The following is an 18,647-nucleotide window of genomic DNA, read 5'->3' as shown; positions in this document are numbered from 1 at the left end:
ACAGCTGAGTCTAAGGGCAGAGTGCGCCGGCCCAGCACCGGTGCCGGGTGCGACGTGACGGGTTCAGGTCACTCGACGGGCAGATCCATCTCGCGCAGCAGATGATGCGCGGGGTAGACCTTGTCCATAAGCCAGCGCATGTAGCGTGCATCGACGTGGATCGCGCGCTTGTAGCGTGGGTCGTACATCCAGCTCGCGCTGACGGCTTCCCAGTTGCTGTCGAAGTTGATGCCGATCAGCCGGCCGCGCGCATCGAGCACGGGCGAGCCGGAATTGCCACCCGTGGTGTCGAGGTTGGTCATGAAGTCGACGGTCTGGGTACCGAGCTTCGGATCGGCGGTGTTGCCGAAGTTCCCTTTTGCGATCGCCCCGAGCAGCGGCGCCGGCGCGTTGAACGGCGCCTCGCCGGTGTGCTTTTCCGCGATGCCCTGCACCGTGGTCAGCGGCTCATAGACGACCGCGTCGCGCGGCTGCAGCCCGGTCAGCTTGCCGTAGCTCACGCGCAGCGTGGAGTTCGCATCCGGATAGACCGCCCGCCCCTGCGACTTTCGGAAACCGATCAGGGCACGCATGTACGCCGGCCGCAGCCGCAGCAGCTCGCCGTCGCGGGTTTTCGCCTCGTTTTCCAGGCGCAGCAGCGCGGGCGTCAGTTTCGCGGCCGCCTGTAGCAGCGGATCGGTTGAAGCCGCCAGCGCAGCCGCATCCGCCGACATCAGGCGCAGGCGCTCGGCCTCGTCGCCGAGCTTGGTGCCACTGTAGAGCGCATCGAGTGCCGCCTGTGTCGACTCCGCAGTGGTGCCGAACACCGAGTCGATCTCGGGCACGCGCTGCGAGGCAGGCAGCGCGCGATACTGGGCAAGCAGCTCGGCGAGCACCGCTTTTTCGACCGCCGGCGAGAACCGGCGCTGCACCTGCTTGAGCTGGCCGGTGATCAACGCCTCGTCGCGCTGCTGGTAGCCGCCTTCGCGCTGCGCGTCGGGCTTGGCCTTCTCGAGCGCCAAGCGCTGCAGCGTAAGCGCCGAGCGCAGCAGCTGGGTCTGGCTGCGCAGCACGGCCAGCAGCTGGTCGCGCTCACGCGTGGCGAGGGCCTTGTCGAGCACGGTCTGCGCAGCGCGGATGTCGGTCAGCGTTGCCTTTGCGGCGGGCTGGCGGCCCAACCACGCGAGCATCGTCGCCTCGTCCTGCGCACGCACGGTGACCGCATCGCTGCGGCGCAAGCCGTCGAGCTCGCCCTGCGCACGCTTGAGGCCGTTCTTCAGGCTGGCGAGCTGCGCGGCGTACAGCACCTTCGCGTCCGCGTCCTTGGCCGCCGTCGATTCGATCGTGTCGACGATTCGCTTGTACAGCGCCACACGCGAAGGCAGTTGCCACTCGACCTGGTTCGCGAATTCCGGCGCCATGCGATGGCGGAACGTGATGCCCGGATAGCCGGCAAGCATCGCGAAATCGCCCTCGTTGACATGTGCGGTCGACACCTGCAGATGTGCGGGGGGCGCATACGGCACGTTGTCCGGCGAATAGTCCGCCGGCCGGCCGTCCTTGCCCACGTACGCACGCAGCAGGGTGAAATCGCCGCTGTGGCGCGGCCACATGAAGTTGTCGATCTCGTCCCCGTAATTGCCGATCGCATCCGGTGGCGCATACACAAGCCGGATGTCGCGCAGTTCGAGTTGCCGGATCAGATAGAAATCGGTGCCGTAGTACATGTCCGCGACGCTGCAGCGTGTGCCCGGCTCGCGCTCGCACTCGGCCACCACGGCCTTGGTCGCCGCGTCCACCGCGTCGTAGTACGCCCGCCCGCTCTTGCCGCGTGCCCCGGTGAGGATGCGGTCGGTGACGCGGTCGAAGCCGGTCGTGACCAGCACGCGGTAGTCCGGGTTCGCCGGCAGCTCCGCCGCGCGGTCGGCCGCGACGAAACCTCCACCGATCAGGTCACGGTCGGGCCGGGAGTTGTACTGGATCACGCCGAACGCGACATGGTGGTTCGTCAGCACCAGCCCGTCCTTTGAGACGAATGCGCCGGTCGCCCCGCCCACCTTCACCACCGCGTTCATCGGCGGCTTCGTCAGGTCGGCCAGCGCGGCCGGGTCGCCCTCGTAGCCGGCCTTGCGCAACTGCTCGGCGATGTCGGGCAGCTGGGACGGCATCCACATACCTTCGTCCGCGTGGGCAGCGCCGAGCGACAGCGCGAGGGAGGCAGCAAGGAGACGACGGCGCATGCGGATATCCGGCAGGTGCAAGGGCGACCGACGATAGGCGAAGCGGCCCGATGGCGGCAATTGCCACGCCGGGCCGTTAACAGGCCCGGCCGTATAATTCGGGCCTTCCCTGCCGCCGCGGCGTGCATTCAGCGAGACGACCCATGTCAGTAGAAACCCCGGTTCGGCCTCCCCAGGCCCAGACGATGCGCGCGCTGGTCAAGCGCGAAGCGACCAAAGGCATCTGGATGGAGGAAGTCCCGGTCCCGCGGCCGGGCCCGAACGAGGTCCTCGTCAAGCTCGAAAAGACCGCGATCTGCGGCACCGACCTGCACATCTACCTGTGGGACGAGTGGAGCCAGCGCACGATCACGCCGGGGCTGGTGATCGGGCACGAATTCGTCGGCCGCATCGCGGAGCTCGGCCCGGGCGTCAGCGGGTATAAGCTCGGCCAGCGCGTGTCGGCCGAAGGCCACATCGTCTGCGGCCACTGCCGCAACTGCCGCGCCGGGCGCCAGCACCTGTGCCCGAACACCGTCGGCATCGGCGTGAACCGCAACGGTGCGTTTGCCGAATACATCGTGATGCCGGCCAGCAACCTGTGGCCAATCCCGGACCAGATCCCGAGCGAGCTGGCGGCATTCTTCGACCCCTACGGCAACGCCGCGCATTGCGCGCTGGAATTCGACGTGGTCGGCGAGGACGTGCTGATCACCGGCGCGGGCCCGATCGGCATCATTGCGGCCGGCATCTGCAAGCACATCGGCGCGCGCAATGTCGTAGTCACCGACGTCAACGACTTCCGCCTCAAGCTCGCTGCCGACATGGGCGCGACGCGCGTGGTCAACGTCACCAACACCTCGCTCAAGGACGTCATGAAGGACCTCCACATGGAGGGCTTCGACGTTGGCCTTGAGATGAGCGGCAATCCGCGCGCGTTCAACGACATGCTCGATTGCATGTACCACGGCGGCAAGATCGCGATGCTCGGCATCATGCCCAAGGGCGCAGGCGCCGACTGGGACAAGATCATCTTCAAGGGCCTCACGCTGCACGGCATCTACGGCCGGCGCATGTACGAGACCTGGTACAAAATGACGCAGCTCGTGCTGTCGGGTTTCCCGCTGGGCAAGGTGCTGACGCATCAGCTGCCCGTCGAAGAATTCCAGCAGGGCTTCGAGCTGATGGAATCGGGCAAGGCCGGCAAGGTTGTGCTGAGCTGGAATTGACGAATACGCCGAAGGTCGAGCGCGTGTCGGATGCGGGTGGGCGCGCGCGACCTTCGACGGCATGGATGCCGTCGAAGAGCCTACATGGACGTACTTGCGGCGTGTCGCGCGCGCCCACCCGCGTTCGGCGCGCGCCTTCTGCAAGCCCAGGACGCCGCGCGTTTCTTTCGCCCTGCAGCGTCGCAGCAGCGGCAGGCGATGCCGCCAGTTCGCGACACGCCGTGAATACATCCATGTAGGCTCCTCGATCGCATCCATGCGATCGAGGGTCGCAAACTGGCGGCATCGCCTGCCGCCTCCCACTTCCGCCGAGGTTGCCGTGTCACTCACCGAACGCTATTCGCATACGCTCGACGAAATCCGCGACGCCGGGCTGTTCAAGTCCGAGCGCATCATCACCTCGCCGCAATCGGCCGAAATTACGCTCGAGAACGGCCGCACGGTGCTGAATTTCTGCGCGAACAATTACCTCGGCCTCGCCGATCATCCCGACATCATCGCGGCGGCGAAAGACGCGCTCGATACGCACGGCTTCGGCATGGCCAGCGTGCGCTTCATCTGCGGCACGCAGGATCTGCACAAGCAGCTTGAAAAGACGATCGCCGATTTCTTCGGCACCGAAGACACAATCCTCTACGCCGCCTGCTTCGACGCGAACGGCGGCCTGTTCGAGCCGCTGCTCGACGAGAACGACGCGATCATCTCCGACGCGCTCAACCACGCATCGATCATCGACGGCGTGCGTCTTTGCAAGGCCAAGCGGTACCGCTACGCGAACTGCGACATGGCCGAGCTCGAGAAGCAGCTCCAGCAGGCGAAGGCCGACGGCGCACGTACGATCCTGATCACGACCGACGGCGTGTTCTCGATGGACGGCTTCATCGCGCCGCTCGACGAGATTGCGCGGCTTGCGCAGCAGTACGGCGCGCTCGTGCACATCGACGAGTGCCATGCGACCGGTTTCCTTGGCCAGACCGGTCGCGGCTCGGCCGAGGTCAAGGGCGTGATGGAGAAGATCGACATCTTCACCGGCACGCTGGGCAAGGCCATGGGCGGCGCGCTCGGTGGCTTCACGACCGGCAAGCGCGAAGTGATCGAAGTGCTGCGCCAACGCTCGCGTCCGTATCTGTTCTCGAACTCGCTGCCACCGCACGTGGTCGCAGCCGGCATCAAGGCATTCGAGATGGTTGGCGAAGCCGGCGAACTGCGCTTGCAGTTGGCAGAGAACACGCGCTATTTCCGCGAGCGAATGACCGAAGCGGGCTTCGACCTCAAGCCGGGCGTGCATCCGATCGTGCCGGTGATGCTGTACGACGCGCCGCTCGCACAGAAGTTCGCGCAGCGCCTGCTCGAGGAAGGCATCTACGCGATCGGCTTCTTCTTCCCGGTCGTGCCGAAGGGTCAGGCGCGCATCCGCACGCAGATGTCGGCTGCACACACCCGTGAGCATCTGGACCGCGCGATCGACGCGTTTACGCGCATCGGTCGCGAGCTCGGCGTCATCCCGGCCTGAGCCAATGGACGCGCGGCGCACTCCGGGCCGCGCCGTCCGGCTTGATGCCGTCGCGCGGCGCCGGTGTGACCGCTGACATGCGGCCTGGACTGCGCCGGCTGTTCCTGCGTGCGGTCTCGACCGACAACGAAGCGCAGTTCGCCGATGGAGTTTGGGAAACCCGCTGCCTGCACTGCCGCACCCGATTGCAAGTGGCAGCCGACGGCGAGCCGCGGGGCTCCGCGTCGCTCGAACACGTGATACCGCGAGCGTGGTTTTCCAAACGTTCGGCCAGGCCTTTGATCGAGCGCGTCGGAGGCGACCCCGATGACGCGCGCAACCTCGCGGTTGCATGCACGCGCTGCAACCACGACAAGGGCAAGGGGCCGGATGCCCGCGGGCCGCTCGATGCACGGGCGCGCGAGGTAGTTGAAGCCCTGCTCGCGACGCGGCTCGCCCGCTGGCGTGAACCGTCAGGACCCGACGGGGGCCGCTAGGCTCGACGGCGCTGCAAGCGCCTCGATTTCGCTGTTTTCGAGCATGCGCCACTGCCCCTTGGGCAACTCACCGAGCTGCAACGACCCGATCGCCACCCGAACCAGCCGAAGCACACCGATACCGTTTGCTGCCAGCAGACGCCGGATCTGCCGGTTGCGCCCTTCGTCGAGCACGATTTCCAGCCAGGCATTCTTTGCGCCCGTGCGCAGCGTCCGCACCGACGATGCGCGCAGCGGTTCGCCATTCTCGATCACACCCCGCTCGAGCGCTGCCAGCACTTCGGCGCCGGGCACCGTATCCACCTGGACGTGGTACGTCTTTGACGGCCCCGTTTCCGGAGCCGTTACGCGCGCAGCCCACTCGGGGTCGTTCGAAAACAGCAGCAGCCCCTCACTGGCCTGATCCAACCGCCCCACCGGGGCGAGCCAAGGCAGTGCTTCACCGTCGAAGCAACGGTAGACCGTTTCGCGCCCGCGCTCGTCGCGCGCGGTCGTAACAAGGCCGCGCGGCTTGTTGAGCATTACGTACAAGCGCGGGCCTGCAGGAGCGTCGATGCCTTCGATCTCGAGCCGCTCTCGGCCCTGCACGACCGGGAACTCCGGGTCGCGTACGACGCGTCCATTGACGCGCACGCGACCAGCTTCGATCCAGCGCACTGCTTCGCTGCGCGAGCAGACCCCGGCCTTGGACAGCGTCCGCGCGAGGCCATGCCGGCGCGGTGCGGGCGCGCCTGCATTCGCGGCCGCGCGCGGCCGACGTGCCGGCGGCTTACGCATGAAGCGCCGTCAGTCGGCTTTCGGCTCCGGCGCAGCCTCGGCCGGCGCTTGTGCCGGGGAATCCGCAGACGCCGCGGCCGGTGCCGCGCCGCGGGCGACACGAACGCCGCGCGCCTTCATCCAGGCGCTGAACTCGTCGGCAGTCATGCGCTTGCCGTTCTGGTTCATGTCGAATCGCCACGGCGTGTTGTCGAACTCGGTCTTCGGCTTGTAGGTAGCCGGGTCGGTCGCGGCAGGCAGGCCCGGTGTCGATGCCGGCATTGCCTTCGCGAGCATGCAGGCGTCGAGCTTCCTGCGCAGCAGCACCTGCTCGACCGTCAGGATCTCGTCGAGCGCCTGCGCAAGCACGCCGCTTGGCGCGCCGGGGCGATACGACGGCGCAGCGAGTTCGGGCGCGAGCGGAAGGATCAGGTCTGCACCCGCAACCTGCGAGCGGGCTCCTGCAAGTGATGCGCACTGGTCGGCCGCCTGCGCCGATGCGACACCCGCAAACCCCAACAGCATCATTCCGATCATGTTCCGCATGGCTCTCTCCGGTCAGCAGCACAGCAGTGTAGGCGCCGTCCGCCGCCTCTCACAACGGCAACGGATCACATACGCAGCAACCCTGAAAAAAGAAGCCCGGCGCAAGGCCGGGCTTCGGGTACAGCGCAAGCTTGAAACGATCAGCTGTTCTGGACGTTCAGCTCGGTGCGGCGGTTGCGCTCGTTCTTGCAGGCCGGCAGTTCCTGCGGGGTCTGCTCCAGCGGGCGGGTCTCGCCGTAGCCGACCGGGCCGGCCAGACGCGAAGCGTCGATGCCGTTGCTGGTCAGGTAGTCGAACACGGTCTGGGCGCGGCGCTGCGACAGCTGCTGGTTGTACGCATCCGGACCGCACAGGTCGGTGTGACCGGCGACTTCAACACGCAGCTCCGGGTAGCGCTGCAAAATCTGCACCGCCTCGCTGAGGATCTGCACCGCGTCAGGACGCAGCGTGGCCTTGTCGAAGTCGAAGTTCACGCCGCGCAGGTCGATCGACACGGGCACCGGGCAACCGTCCGGACCGATGGTCTGGCCAGCCTGCGAACCGGGGCACTTGTCGTCGCAGTTGTTGACGCCATCGCCGTCGTCATCCATGTCCGCGCAGTTCGGTGCAGTGGATGGGGTCGGAGCCGGAGCGACCGGGGCAACGGGCTCCGGACCCAGCGGGATCACCACGCCGACCGAGGCGAGCATGTCTCCGAACCAGTCGGAGTCCGGGGCATTCACACTGCTGTCGTCGAAGTCCGCGCGGTAGGCAACCTCGGCACGTACTGCGAGCCGCCCGAGATCGCTCTGCAGCCCAGCGCCAATTTTCGCAGCCAGGTTGCCGTCCTCACGCTGGCCTGGCGACTGCGGCGACGGAGACGCGTCGAACTCTTCCTCAGCGCGCTGATAGCCGAGCCCTACCAGCAAATACGGCCCCCAGCCTTGGCCTTCGGCCATGAAGTGGCGGCGGAGGTCAAGCGAGACGCCGTACTGGCTCCAGTACAGGTCTTCGTTGATGTCCAGATTCGGATTCTGGTAATTGAACTGGCCTTCGACCGACCACGCGGGACTTACCATTCGTCCCGCGCCCAGTGTAAAGAACGGGGCGTTTCGGGTGCCTCGCTCGCTGTCCTGCACATTCAGGCCCGCCGAACCAGCGACGTACCAGCGGTCGTCGAATTGCTGGGCCTGAACGCCCGGGACGACAACGAGCCCGACCAGTAGCGCACCGCAGAGCAAACGCATCTTCATATCGAAACTCCTGGAAACAAGGAAAGACATCAGAAGCCGCGCGCATGCTGAACAGGCTCCCCGAGCCGCGATCATACACGCGCATGTCCGGTCGTTAAAACCGATTAACGTTCCATGTCGCCGGCGCATTTCGACGCGAAAAGAAGCCCGGCGCAAGGCCGGGCTTCGGGTACAGCGCGAGCTTTGAACGATCAGCTGTTCTGGACGTTCAGCTCGGTGCGGCGGTTGCGCTCGTTCTTGCAGGCCGGCAGCTCTTCCGGGGTCTGCTCCAGCGGACGGGTCTCGCCGTAGCCGACCGGGCCGGCCAGACGCGAAGCGTCGATGCCGTTGCTGGTCAGGTAGTCGAACACCGTCTGGGCGCGAGCCGACGACAGCACCTGGTTATAGGTCTCCGGACCGCACAGGTCGGTGTGGCCGGCGACTTCAACGCGCAGCTGCGGATAGCGCTGCAGGATCTGCACGGCTTCCTGGAGGATCTGCACCGCGTCAGGACGCAGCGTGGCCTTGTCGAAGTCGAAGTTCACGCCGCGCAGGTCGATCGAGACCGGTACCGGGCAGCCGTCCGGACCGATGGTCTGGCCAGCCTGCGAACCGGGGCACTTGTCGTCGCAGTTGTTGACGCCGTCGCCGTCGTCATCCATATCCGCGCAGTTCGGTGCAGCAGCCGGGGTCGGAGCCGGAGCGACCGGGGCAACGGGCTCCGGGCCGAGCGGGACCACGACGCCAACCGAGGCCAGCACGTCACCGAACCAGTCGCGACCGTCATCGCGTGGCAATTCGTCATTGAGGAACGCAGCGACGCTGTCGTCGTCGCCATCAGCGCGGTACGCGATTTCAGCGCGCACACCGACGCGGCCGATATCGCCCTGCAAACCGAAGCCGAGCTTGGCGGCCAGGTTGCCTTCTTCGCGCTCACTCGGCGCGCCGTTGCGCTCGAAGCGGGCCGGGATCAGCGGGTTGGACGGATCAAACTCTTCTTCCGAGCGCTGGTAGCCCAAGCCCATCAGCAGGTACGGGTTCCAGTTGCGACCTTCCGCGATGAGGTGGCGACGCACATCGAACGAGATGCCGTACTGGCTCCAGTTCAGGTCGTTGTTGTCCTCGAACAGCGGGTTCTGGTAGTTGAGCTGCCCTTCCACCGACCAGTACGGATTGATGAACTTGCCGAGACCGACCGCGGCGAAGCCAGCGTTGTCGGTGCCACGCTCATCGTCCTGCATGTTGCCCCCGATCGAACCGGTGACGTACCAGCGGTCATCGAAAGTCTGCGCGCCGGCAACCTGCGCGATGCTCAGGCCACCCAGCAGGGCGGCGCAGAGGAGTTTCTTGTGCATGTCGTGCTCCTTGTTCATAAAGAGGGAAACCGCGTCCGCGTGTTCCTGTGATCCGTGGACAGCTGCCTGAATGACGCCATCGCCGCGGAGCCTAGGTTTGCGACCGTGAAGACTATGTTAACAGAGGTGTAACAATCGCCTGGGCTCGTGAGAACGGCGGAGCCCGTGCGATATCCCGTCAGCTGTTCAAAAGCGCCATCAATTAGGTGAGATGAGCGCTTGGGCGCCTTCACCCCGAGGCGGGCCGCAGCCTGCCCCGTGCATAAGGTCAGACAATCGCTATGAGCTTTCAGCTGTACCCGTCTGTCGCCACTGGCGTTACATCAATGCAGCCGTTCGCCCCCGCGGCGAGCCGAACGACGGGCCACGGCGTTCCGGTCACACACGTCACTCTTTGAAATGCTGCCTGCGTAATAGCCGGGCAGTGCCGACGAGCCGGACATGAAGTTTCGGCTGTGTACTTAAAGTTCGTGTTGGACTGCGCCACTGCCCCCGGCTGACAGACAAGCCGGCTATTTTGCCAGATCAGACAGCAAGCTGAATCGGAAGCTTTCCCGCTGTCTCGTCGGACGCGCGCACCTCGCACAGCTACACACTCAATAACGGTTGTAGTAACCCGGCGCGCCGCGCTGGCCCGTCATCGCCCAGCCACCTGCTTGCCGTAAACCGCTTCATACGCCATGGTGCGCACTCCATACGCATGCGTATCGACATGATCACCGAAACGCCCAACCCTCATTATCCGCGCCTGTTTACGCCGCTCGACCTTGGGTTCTGCACGTTGCCGAACCGGGTGCTGATGGGGTCGATGCACACGGGCCTCGAGGATCGGGCCGCTGACTTCCCGAAACTCGCCGCGTACTTCGCCGAGCGCGCCGCTGGTGGCGTGGGGCTGATCGTCACCGGCGGGTTTGCGCCGAACATCACCGGCTGGCTCAAACCGATGGGCGGCACGCTACGTTGGGGCTGGCAGGCGCGGCGCCATCGGCAGGTGACGCGCGCGGTCCATGAGCATGGCGCCCGGATATGCCTGCAGATCCTGCATTCGGGCCGTTATGGCTATCACCCGCTGCAGGTGGCACCGAGCCGCATCAAGGCGCCGATCAACCCGTTCACACCGCGGGCACTGAGCGCGTCGGGCGTCGAGCGGCAGATCCGCGCGTTCGCCAACACCGCCCGGCTGGCACGCGACGGGGGCTACGACGGCGTGGAGGTCATGGGCTCGGAAGGCTACCTGCTGAACCAGTTCACCGCTCCGCGCACTAATAAGCGTAGCGACGCGTTTGGCGGAGACGCAGCCCGGCGCATGCGCTTCGCTGTCGAGATCGTGCGCCGGATCCGGGAGGCCTGCGGCCCCGACTTCATCCTGATCTATCGCCTGTCGATGATCGACCTCGTCGACGGCGGACTGAGCTGGGACGAAGTGGTCGCGCAGGCAAAGGCCATCGAAGCGGCGGGCGCGACGCTGATCAATACCGGCATCGGTTGGCATGAGGCACGCGTGCCGACCATCGCGACCTCGGTGCCGCGTGCGGCATTCACCGGTATCACGGCCCGGCTGCGCCCGCACGTGACGGTGCCCTTGATTGCGACCAACCGTATCAATATGCCTGACGTCGCCGAGCAGGTACTCGCGCGCGGCGACGCCGACATGGTGTCGATGGCGCGCCCACTGCTCGCCGATCCCGCCTGGGTCTCGAAGGCGCGCGACGCTAAGCCGGCGGCGATCAACACCTGCATCGCCTGCAACCAGGCCTGCCTCGACCACGTTTTTGCGAACCGTCGCGCCAGTTGCCTCGTCAATCCGCGGGCGTGCGCCGAGACGGAGCTGCGCTACACGCCAGCCCTGCGACCGAAGCGCGTCGCCGTCGTCGGCGCTGGCCCCGCAGGTCTTGCGTGCGCAACCGTCGCGGCCGAACGCGGACATCGCGTGACCCTGTTCGATTCCGCGGACGAGATCGGTGGCCAGTTCAACGTGGCCAAGCGCATCCCGGGCAAGGAAGAGTTCAACGAGACGCTGCGGTATTTCGGCAACCGCGTGGAGGAGACCGGCGTCGAGCTGCGCCTTGGCACGCATGTGCACGCCAGCGACCTGGACGGGTTCGACGAGGTCGTGCTGGCCACCGGTGTGGTGCCGAGAGCGGCTACGTTCCCGGGCGCGGCCCACCCGAAGGTGGTCGGCTATCTGGACGTATTGAGCGGACGCACGGTCCCGGGTCGGCGGGTGGCGATCATTGGCGCGGGCGGCATCGGTTTCGACGTGGCCGAATATCTGGTCGACAGCTCGCATACAGACGCGCCCGATGCGCTACCCCGCTGGCAGCGCGAATGGGGTGTCGACCTGCAGTACACCGACACACGTGGCGGTCTCGTGCGGCCGCGTCCGGCACCTGCTGCCCGCGAAGTCTGGCTGCTGCAGCGAAGTCCCGAACGTCCAGGCGCCCGGCTGGGCAAAACCACCGGCTGGATCCATCGCGCGACGCTCAAGGCGAAGGGCGTGCACATGCTGGGCGGCGTGGAATATCTCGGAGTGGACGACGCGGGCCTGCACATCCGCGTTGCCGGAGAAACGCATGCGCTCGGCGTCGATCATGTCGTCGTGTGCGCGGGGCAGGAGCCGAACCGCACGCTCGCAGGTCTGCTGGGCGGTCGCAAGAACGTGCACCTGATCGGGGGCGCGGACGTCGCCGCCGAGCTCGACGCGAAGCGTGCAATCGCACAGGGGAGTCGCCTAGCCGCGGAGCTGTGAAAGTCGCCTTCACAACCCTGTCAATAGGGAAGATCACCCCGCTTCACGGGACGTTTATTTCGCTGCCGCTACCGTGCGCCCACTTCCCCGCCCGGCTTGGCGGGACCGGCACCTCCCCGCCTTCTGCGGGACCAGGTTGCCCGGGCAAAGCGCGCCGAAGAGCCGCCGCCCTCCCCAGTACGCCATGTCCCCGCCGTGATGCGGTGCCCGCCCTTGGGTGCCGTGCTCGGTGACGGACGCAACGGAGCAAGGAGTCCGATATGAAACTGGCCTGGATCATGTGGCTGGCCACGGTGCTGCCGCCACAAAGCGCCGATTCGTTGTGCCTGAGCACGACGGTGTACCTGGAAGCCCGCGACCAGTCGCTTCGCGGACAGAAAGCAGTCGCTGAAGTTGCCTTGCGTCGCCGCGACAGCGGCCTGTGGGGCGACACCGTTTGCGAGGTCGTGACGGCACGCAGCCAGTTCGCCCCGACCTTGGTCTCGCCGCGCACGCGCCTGAACAACACGCGCGCATGGAATCACGCGCTCAACGTCGCGTTCGATGCGGAGCGCAACTGGGCGCTGCCGCCCGGCCAGCGGCGCGAGGTGGTGCCAGGCGCGAGCCATTTCCATGCGCACGCGATCGCGCAGCCGAGCTGGCGCAACGCCTATCGCGTGGCCACGATCGGTGACCATACGTTCCTGAAGGTGCAGTCGCTGAAGCCGCGGCGCTCCTGATCCGCCGCACCGCGGCGGGCGGCGCCAGGCAATGCGCCCGCCCGCGGGCCCCGCAGAGTGGCTCCCGGCAGCGTCTACGAGCGACAGCTGCGGTCTCGGCAGCCGCGAATCGCGAATGTCGGGCCTATGCCCGACGCGGCCGCACACACGTGCATCGGCGGCTCAGCCGTCGCGCCTGCCGGCTTGCTGATCATCACCGCGCTTTTCGTCTTCCGCAGCCGAGTCGTCGCTTTTCCAGTGACGCTGCATGTGGAGAAACATGAAAGAAGCCGACCACGTGATCAACATGAAGCCGATCAGTGCCTCGGCGCCCGCGACGAAGCGGATCGCGCCGATCGGCTTCAGGCCACCGAAGCCGACCGTGGTGAAAGAAACCGCCGAGAAATAGAGCGCATCAAGCGGGCCGAGCAGCTCCGTGCCATCGATGCCGCCGGTGCCCTTGAGCCGCAACAGGCCCCAGTACACAAAGCCGAACAGCGCAATCTCGGCAACGTGCAGCACGAACAGCGCCGCTACCACCTTCAGCACGGTCCGCTGCCTTAGCGGCTGCCCGGCGCCGACGTTTCCTAGCCGGTCGAAATGCTCGCCCAGGGCGAGCATTCCTTTGTAGTGCACGAGAGCCGCGGCGATGGTCGTCACGAGCGCCGCCGCAGCGACACCCAGTTGGACGAGCCAGTCCGCGGCCTGCATCGCGGCTTCAGCGCCGGTCGAGCGCGACGTACTCGCGGTCTTCCGGACCGGTGTAGTTCGCGCTGGGGCGGATGATCTTGCCGTCCTCGCGCTGCTCGATCACGTGCGCGCTCCAGCCGGTGGTACGCGCAATCACGAACAGCGGGGTGAACATCGGCGTCGGGATTCCCATCATGTGATAGGCCGATGCCGAGTACCAGTCGAGGTTCGGGAACATCTTCTTCGTGTCCATCATCAGGTTCTCGATGCGCTCGGACACGTCGAACAGCGTCTTGTTGCCGCCCTCGGTGCACAGCTTCCGCGAGAGCTCCTTGATGATCGGATTGCGCGGGTCGCCGATCGTGTAGACCGGATGGCCGAAGCCGATGATGATTTCCTTGCGCTCCATGCGCGCGCGGATGTCCGCCTCGGCTTCGTCGGCGGTGTTGTAGCGCGCGATGATGTCCATCGCGACTTCATTCGCGCCGCCATGCTTCGGCCCGCGCAGCGCGCCGATCGCGCCGGTGATGCACGAATGCAGGTCCGACCCGGTGCCGGCAATCACCCGTGCGGTGAATGTCGAGGCGTTGAACTCGTGCTCGGCGTAGAGGATCAGCGACTTGTCGAGCGAGTCGGCGTGCAGCTCGCTCGGCGGCTCGCCATGCAGCAGGTGCAGGAAGTGCGCCGCGACCGAATCATCTTCGGTCTCGACATCGATGCGGCGGCCGTTGCGGGTGAAATGCCACCAGTACAGGAGAATCGAACCGAAGCTTGCGATCAGCTTGTCGGCGATGTCGCGCGCCTCGGAAGCCGGATGGCCTTCGCGTTCCGGCAGCACCGTGCCCAGTACCGAGCAGCCGGTGCGCAGCACGTCCATCGGGTGCGCATTCGCGGGCACGAGCTCCAGCGCCTCGGCGACGATCGCCGGCAGACCGCGCAGTCGCTTGAGCTTGGCCTTGTACGAACGCAGCTGCGAAGCGGTCGGCAGCACGCCGTGCACGAGCAGGTGCGCGACTTCCTCGAACGTCGACTTCGTCGCCAGGTCATGGATGTCGTAGCCACGGTAATGCAGGTCGTTGCCACTGCGACCGACCGTGCAAAGCGCGGTATTGCCCGCGGCGGTGCCGCTCAACGCGACGGATTTCTTGGCCTTGGGCAGGACCTGTGCGGTTTCTGTCATCGAGAATCTCCTGGAGAACGAATTTGCCGATATCTGTCCGGTCCAGAACGACAACGGCGTTGGAAGCAATGAGGGGACGAATCGTCCCGAGGATTACACCGGGGCGGCCGAACGCGGCGCTCCCGAGGCGTAGTTGTTATCGCCTCAGGTGGACGGAACGCGCCGGCGGACCGCGACGGGGAGACTCATCAACGAGGCCTCGTTCGCTCCGTCGGCCGACCATTTCAACCGGCCTGCGAACCGCCGCCCGAGAACAGCTCGTCGAGCTTGTCTTCGTAGCGGTGGTAGTCGAGGAAGTCGTAAAGCTCCGCGCGCGTCTGCAGCGTGTCGATGATGTTCTTCTGCGTACCTTCGCGACGCACCGTCTCGTAGAAGTTCAGCGCCGCCTTGTTCATGGCCCGGTACGCGCCGCAGCAGTAAAGCGCGATGTCCACATCGGCTTCGCGCAGCTCGTCGGTGGTGAAGAACGGGGTCGACCCGAACTCGGTCAGGTTTGCAAGGATCGGCACTTTCACCGCCTGCTTGAACCGGCGGTAATCCTCGAGCGTCTTCATCGCCTCGGGGAAGATCATGTCGGCGCCGGCTTCGACATACGCGCAGGCACGGTCGATCGCGGCTTCGATGCCCTCGACCGCCGCCGCATCGGTGCGCGCCATGATCACGAAGCCCGCGTCCGTGCGTGCATCGACCGCAGCCTTGACGCGATCGACCATCTCCGCCTTCGAGACGACTTCCTTGCCCGGCCGGTGGCCGCAGCGCTTCTGCCCGACCTGGTCTTCCATGTGCACGGCGGCCACGCCGACGTTGATGAAGGACCGGACCGTGCGCGCAATATTGAACGCCCCACCCCAGCCGGTATCGATGTCGACGAGCAGCGGCATCTGCGTGGCATCGACGATGCGGCGCGCATCGGTGAGCACGTCCTCCATCGTGCTGATGCCGAGGTCAGGCATACCCAGCGAGTTGGCGGCCACGCCGCCGCCGGAGAGGTACAGCGCCTTGTAACCCACGCGCTTGGCCATCAGGCCCGCATAGGCGGTGATCGCACCCATGACCTGCAGCGGGGATTCTTCAGCGACAGCGGCGCGGAAGCGTGCGCCAGCGGATTTGTTTAACGCGGATTGGTTCAACTTCGTGACCTCATCAGGCGGCTCATAGCCGCCCTTTCCAATATTTCGGGAGCCTCAAAGTATGAAGGCGGCCGTGGCCGCCTTCGCATTTACTTAGAGCAGGTGGGACACGCCAGCGCGCTCTTCCTCGAGTTCGGCCAGCGTCTTATCCATAGCCGCGCGGCTGAAGTCGTCGACCGGCAGGTCGGTCACGCGCGTGTACTCGCCGTTCTCGCAGGTCACCGGCACGCCGTAGATCACACCCTCGGGGATGCCGTAGCTGCCGTCGGACGGCACGCCCATCGTCACCCACTTGCCGTTCGTGCCCAGCACCCAGTCGCGGATGTGGTCGATCGCCGCGTTCGCCGCCGACGCCGCCGAAGACAGGCCGCGCGCCTCGATGATCGCGGCGCCGCGCTTGCCGACCTTCGGGATGAACTCGTTCGCGTTCCACTCGGCGTCGTTGATCTTGTCCTTCAGCGACTCGCCGTTGACGGTCGCGAAGCGGTAGTCCGGGTACATCGTCGGGCTGTGGTTGCCCCACACGACGAGGTTTTCGATATCACCGACCGGCACACCGACCTTGTTCGCCAGCTGGCTCAGCGCGCGGTTGTGGTCCAGGCGCAGCATTGCTGTGAAGTTCTTCGCCGGCAGGTCGGGGGCGGACTTCATCGCGATGTAGGCGTTCGTATTGGCCGGGTTGCCGACAACGAGCACCTTGACGTCACGGCTGGCGACCTTGTTCAGCGCACCGCCCTGCGCGGTGAAGATCTTCGCGTTCTCGAGCAGCAGATCCTTGCGCTCCATGCCCGGGCCGCGCGGACGCGCGCCGACGAGCAGTGCGATGTCGGCGTCCTTGAATGCGGCCTCCGCATCGTCCGTGCCGACCATGCCGGCGAGCAACGGGAACGCGCAGTCCTCAAGCTCCATCATCACGCCCTTGAGCGCGGCCTGCGCCTTTTCCATCGGCAGCTCGAGCATCTGCAGGATGACCGGCTGGTCCTTGCCGAGCATTTCGCCCGAGGCGATGCGGAACAGCAGCGAGTAGCCGATCTGGCCGGCAGCACCGGTGACGGCAACGCGGACGGGGGTCTTCATGGGCGCGATTCCTTGGACTTAGATGGAAACGAAAAAGATTGCGAAGGCTTCCGCGTCAGTAGACGCGGTAGCCCATCGGAGTGAGGTATTCATCGAGGCTGTCGGTGTCGTAACCGCGCACGACGTTCTGTCCGATCACGGTGACCGGGATGCCGCGGGCGCCCAGCGCCTGCATTGCACGGTCACCTTCGGGCGTATCGACGTCGAGCACGCGGTAGCGCACGTTTGCGCGCTCGAAATCGGCACGCTGCTTGCGGCAGTATCCGCACCAGTCGGCCGCCAGCATCACGATCCGCGAATCGCCGGTCTGGCGACGCGGGTCATCGGGATGCTGGACCGCCACGTCGTCGCGGTGCATCCAAGCGTATGCACCGCCGGCCAGGCCGACGATGAGCAGCAACCACAGCACGCGCACGACGACGCCCCGGCTCAGGCGAGCTCGCGGTAGAACTCGGCGAAGCGCTGCAGGCCGGGTTCGAGCTGCGGCGTCGGGCAGGTGTAGCTGATGCGCAGCGCGCGCGGCTCGCCGAACGCCGAGCCCGGCACGCAGGCCACGCCCTTGGTCTCGAGCAGCGCGTTGCAGAAATCGACATCGTTGCCGATCGACACGCCGCTCGGACCATGAGTCTTTCCGAACGCGGCGCTGACGTCCGGAAACACGTAGAAAGCGCCTTGCGGACGCGGGCATACGAGGCCCGGCAGATCCTGCATCACGGCCATTACCTGGTCGCGCTTGCGCTCGAACTCGGCGCACTTTTCCGTCGGCACGTCCTGCGGCCCGATCAGCGCGGCAACTGCAGCGGCATTGACGATCTCGGGCAGGTTGGTGATGTGGTTCGAATTCATCGTCACCACGGCCTGCGCGACGTTCTCCGGCCCGGCCATGAAGCCCACGCGCCAGCCCGGCATGCCGTAGGTCTTCGACAGCGAATCAATGAAGATCACGCGGTCGCGCAGTTCCGGGCGCGCGTGCACGAAGTTGTGGTAGCCGACGCCATCGAACACCATCTGGTTGTAGATGTCGTCGGTGATGATCCACGTATCGGGGTACTTCGCGATTACGTCAGCGAGCGCGGAAATCTCGTCCTGCGAATACACCATGCCCGTCGGGTTCGACGGGTTGTTGAACAGGAACACACGGGGCTTGCGCGCAAGCGCGGCATCGAGCTGCGCCGGCGTGACCTTGTAATCCTGCTCGGCCGGGCACGGCAGCAGGTCGACCTTCGCGCCGACGATCTCGGCGATGTCGAGGTAGCTGGTCCAGTACGGCGTCGGGAACGCGATCGTGTCGCCCTCGTCGAGCAGCACTTCTGCGAGGTTGTAGATCACGTGCTTCGCGCCGACGCCGGTCGCCACGTTGACCCGGCCGTAGCCCGTCAGCCCGATCTTGCCCAGGTGCTCGCAGAATGCGTCAAGCAGCGCGTCGGGGCCGCGATTGCTGCCGTACTGTCCGCTGTCCTTGTTGAGCGCCTCGCGCGCAGCGGCATAGACGTGCTCGCCGGGCAGGAAGTTGGGAACGCCGATCGAGAAGCTGATGATGTCGCGACCTTCGGCCTTCAGGCGCTTGGCCTTCTCGGCAACCTGCATGATCGCGCTGGGCTTGGCGCGACCGACGCGCGCGGCGAGCTGGGGCATCGCAAGAACCTCGTGTAAGACGGGGGAGCGGCCGCGAACGGCCGGGCGAAGCCCCCGAAGCTTAACATGCGGCCGCTATCACTCCGGACCTGAGAACCAGCGCAAAACCAGTCGAGCGCGTTATCTCGACAAAACAAAAGCCCGGCGGCGTACCGACGGGCTTTTGCGTATCCGCTGCAGCAAGGCGCACGCATACGCGTGCGC

General features: G+C 66.0%; 16 protein-coding genes. 5 read left to right on the top strand and 11 right to left on the bottom strand.

Going from position 1 to position 18,647, the window contains the following annotated elements:
- Positions 1-68 precede the first annotated feature (68 nt).
- A complete protein-coding gene (locus ACFFGH_RS05485) occupies positions 69-2,219 on the bottom strand; it encodes a S46 family peptidase (RefSeq protein WP_386665589.1) in 2,151 nt (716 codons plus the stop codon).
- 185 nt (positions 2,220-2,404) lie between these two features.
- On the opposite strand from ACFFGH_RS05485, the gene tdh reads away from it, so the two are divergent.
- From tdh to ACFFGH_RS05470, 3 genes are all read left to right on the top strand, one after another.
- Entirely contained in the window at positions 2,405-3,427 is a 1,023-nt protein-coding gene (gene tdh, locus ACFFGH_RS05480) for an L-threonine 3-dehydrogenase (RefSeq protein WP_386667393.1), read from the top strand.
- A 256-nt stretch (positions 3,428-3,683) separates the two neighbouring features.
- On the top strand, positions 3,684-4,940 hold the full coding sequence (gene kbl / locus ACFFGH_RS05475) for a glycine C-acetyltransferase (RefSeq protein WP_386665587.1): 1,257 nt from the start codon (positions 3,684-3,686) through the stop codon (positions 4,938-4,940).
- A 77-nt stretch (positions 4,941-5,017) separates the two neighbouring features.
- A complete protein-coding gene (locus ACFFGH_RS05470) occupies positions 5,018-5,416 on the top strand; it encodes an HNH endonuclease (protein ID WP_386667391.1) in 399 nt (132 codons plus the stop codon).
- Here ACFFGH_RS05470 and ACFFGH_RS05465 read toward each other — a convergent pair.
- From ACFFGH_RS05465 to ACFFGH_RS05450, 4 genes are all read right to left on the bottom strand, one after another.
- A complete protein-coding gene (locus tag ACFFGH_RS05465) occupies positions 5,393-6,193 on the bottom strand; it encodes a pseudouridine synthase (RefSeq protein ID WP_386665584.1) in 801 nt (266 codons plus the stop codon). The two genes, ACFFGH_RS05470 and ACFFGH_RS05465, sit on opposite strands and share 24 nt — an antisense overlap.
- A gap of 9 nt (positions 6,194-6,202) precedes the next feature.
- Entirely contained in the window at positions 6,203-6,718 is a 516-nt protein-coding gene (locus ACFFGH_RS05460) for a hypothetical protein (RefSeq protein ID WP_386665581.1), read from the bottom strand.
- Between the two features lie 140 nt (positions 6,719-6,858).
- Complete coding sequence (locus ACFFGH_RS05455; RefSeq protein WP_386667389.1) at positions 6,859-7,950, bottom strand: OmpA family protein; 1,092 nt, start codon at positions 7,948-7,950, stop codon at positions 6,859-6,861.
- A gap of 191 nt (positions 7,951-8,141) precedes the next feature.
- On the bottom strand, positions 8,142-9,284 hold the full coding sequence (locus ACFFGH_RS05450) for an OmpA family protein (protein WP_386665579.1): 1,143 nt from the start codon (positions 9,282-9,284) through the stop codon (positions 8,142-8,144).
- A 712-nt stretch (positions 9,285-9,996) separates the two neighbouring features.
- On the opposite strand from ACFFGH_RS05450, the gene ACFFGH_RS05445 reads away from it, so the two are divergent.
- Together ACFFGH_RS05445 and ACFFGH_RS05440 are read left to right on the top strand one after the other, a co-directional pair.
- A complete protein-coding gene (locus ACFFGH_RS05445) occupies positions 9,997-12,033 on the top strand; it encodes an FAD-dependent oxidoreductase (protein ID WP_386667387.1) in 2,037 nt (678 codons plus the stop codon).
- 260 nt (positions 12,034-12,293) lie between these two features.
- On the top strand, positions 12,294-12,752 hold the full coding sequence (locus ACFFGH_RS05440) for a cell wall hydrolase (protein ID WP_386665577.1): 459 nt from the start codon (positions 12,294-12,296) through the stop codon (positions 12,750-12,752).
- A 162-nt stretch (positions 12,753-12,914) separates the two neighbouring features.
- Here the strand turns inward: ACFFGH_RS05440 and ACFFGH_RS05435 are convergent, their stop codons facing one another.
- From ACFFGH_RS05435 to ACFFGH_RS05410, 6 genes are all read right to left on the bottom strand, one after another.
- Positions 12,915-13,442: a potassium channel family protein gene (locus ACFFGH_RS05435; RefSeq protein ID WP_386665573.1), complete on the bottom strand. Its 528-nt coding sequence runs from the start codon at positions 13,440-13,442 to the stop codon at positions 12,915-12,917.
- A 7-nt stretch (positions 13,443-13,449) separates the two neighbouring features.
- The gene (prpC, locus tag ACFFGH_RS05430) at positions 13,450-14,601 is read right to left on the bottom strand and encodes a bifunctional 2-methylcitrate synthase/citrate synthase (RefSeq protein WP_386665572.1); all 1,152 of its coding nucleotides are present in this window, start codon (positions 14,599-14,601) and stop codon (positions 13,450-13,452) included.
- A 224-nt stretch (positions 14,602-14,825) separates the two neighbouring features.
- Entirely contained in the window at positions 14,826-15,731 is a 906-nt protein-coding gene (gene prpB / locus ACFFGH_RS05425) for a methylisocitrate lyase (protein WP_386665569.1), read from the bottom strand.
- Between the two features lie 93 nt (positions 15,732-15,824).
- Positions 15,825-16,808, bottom strand: coding sequence for a malate dehydrogenase (locus ACFFGH_RS05420; RefSeq protein WP_386665567.1), 984 nt, complete (start codon positions 16,806-16,808; stop codon positions 15,825-15,827).
- A 55-nt stretch (positions 16,809-16,863) separates the two neighbouring features.
- Positions 16,864-17,223, bottom strand: a complete 360-nt coding sequence (locus ACFFGH_RS05415; RefSeq protein WP_386665564.1) for a glutaredoxin family protein — start codon at positions 17,221-17,223, stop codon at positions 16,864-16,866.
- Positions 17,224-17,237: 14 nt separating this feature from the next.
- On the bottom strand, positions 17,238-18,443 hold the full coding sequence (locus tag ACFFGH_RS05410) for a pyridoxal phosphate-dependent aminotransferase (RefSeq protein WP_386665562.1): 1,206 nt from the start codon (positions 18,441-18,443) through the stop codon (positions 17,238-17,240).
- Between the last annotated feature and the right edge of the window lie 204 nt (positions 18,444-18,647).

This window comes from Lysobacter korlensis (assembly GCF_042434515.1).
Note: the sequence above shows the minus strand (reverse complement) of the source record. Positions and strands in the feature narration are given on the sequence as shown.

Excerpts from the sequence above, each read along its gene's own strand:
- ACFFGH_RS05485 (WP_386665589.1), bottom strand. The coding sequence starts at position 2,219 with ATGCGCCGTCGTCTCCTTGCTGCCTCCCTCGCGCTGTCGCTCGGCGCT.
- tdh (WP_386667393.1), top strand. The coding sequence starts at position 2,405 with ATGCGCGCGCTGGTCAAGCGCGAAGCGACCAAAGGCATCTGGATGGAG.
- kbl (WP_386665587.1), top strand. The coding sequence starts at position 3,684 with ATGCGATCGAGGGTCGCAAACTGGCGGCATCGCCTGCCGCCTCCCACT.
- ACFFGH_RS05470 (WP_386667391.1), top strand. The coding sequence starts at position 5,018 with ATGCGGCCTGGACTGCGCCGGCTGTTCCTGCGTGCGGTCTCGACCGAC.
- ACFFGH_RS05465 (WP_386665584.1), bottom strand. The coding sequence starts at position 6,193 with ATGCGTAAGCCGCCGGCACGTCGGCCGCGCGCGGCCGCGAATGCAGGC.
- ACFFGH_RS05460 (WP_386665581.1), bottom strand. The coding sequence starts at position 6,718 with ATGCGGAACATGATCGGAATGATGCTGTTGGGGTTTGCGGGTGTCGCA.
- ACFFGH_RS05455 (WP_386667389.1), bottom strand. The coding sequence starts at position 7,950 with ATGAAGATGCGTTTGCTCTGCGGTGCGCTACTGGTCGGGCTCGTTGTC.
- ACFFGH_RS05450 (WP_386665579.1), bottom strand. The coding sequence starts at position 9,284 with ATGCACAAGAAACTCCTCTGCGCCGCCCTGCTGGGTGGCCTGAGCATC.
- ACFFGH_RS05445 (WP_386667387.1), top strand. The coding sequence starts at position 9,997 with ATGATCACCGAAACGCCCAACCCTCATTATCCGCGCCTGTTTACGCCG.
- ACFFGH_RS05440 (WP_386665577.1), top strand. The coding sequence starts at position 12,294 with ATGAAACTGGCCTGGATCATGTGGCTGGCCACGGTGCTGCCGCCACAA.
- ACFFGH_RS05435 (WP_386665573.1), bottom strand. The coding sequence starts at position 13,442 with ATGCAGGCCGCGGACTGGCTCGTCCAACTGGGTGTCGCTGCGGCGGCG.
- prpC (WP_386665572.1), bottom strand. The coding sequence starts at position 14,601 with ATGACAGAAACCGCACAGGTCCTGCCCAAGGCCAAGAAATCCGTCGCG.
- ACFFGH_RS05420 (WP_386665567.1), bottom strand. The coding sequence starts at position 16,808 with ATGAAGACCCCCGTCCGCGTTGCCGTCACCGGTGCTGCCGGCCAGATC.
- ACFFGH_RS05410 (WP_386665562.1), bottom strand. The coding sequence starts at position 18,443 with ATGCCCCAGCTCGCCGCGCGCGTCGGTCGCGCCAAGCCCAGCGCGATC.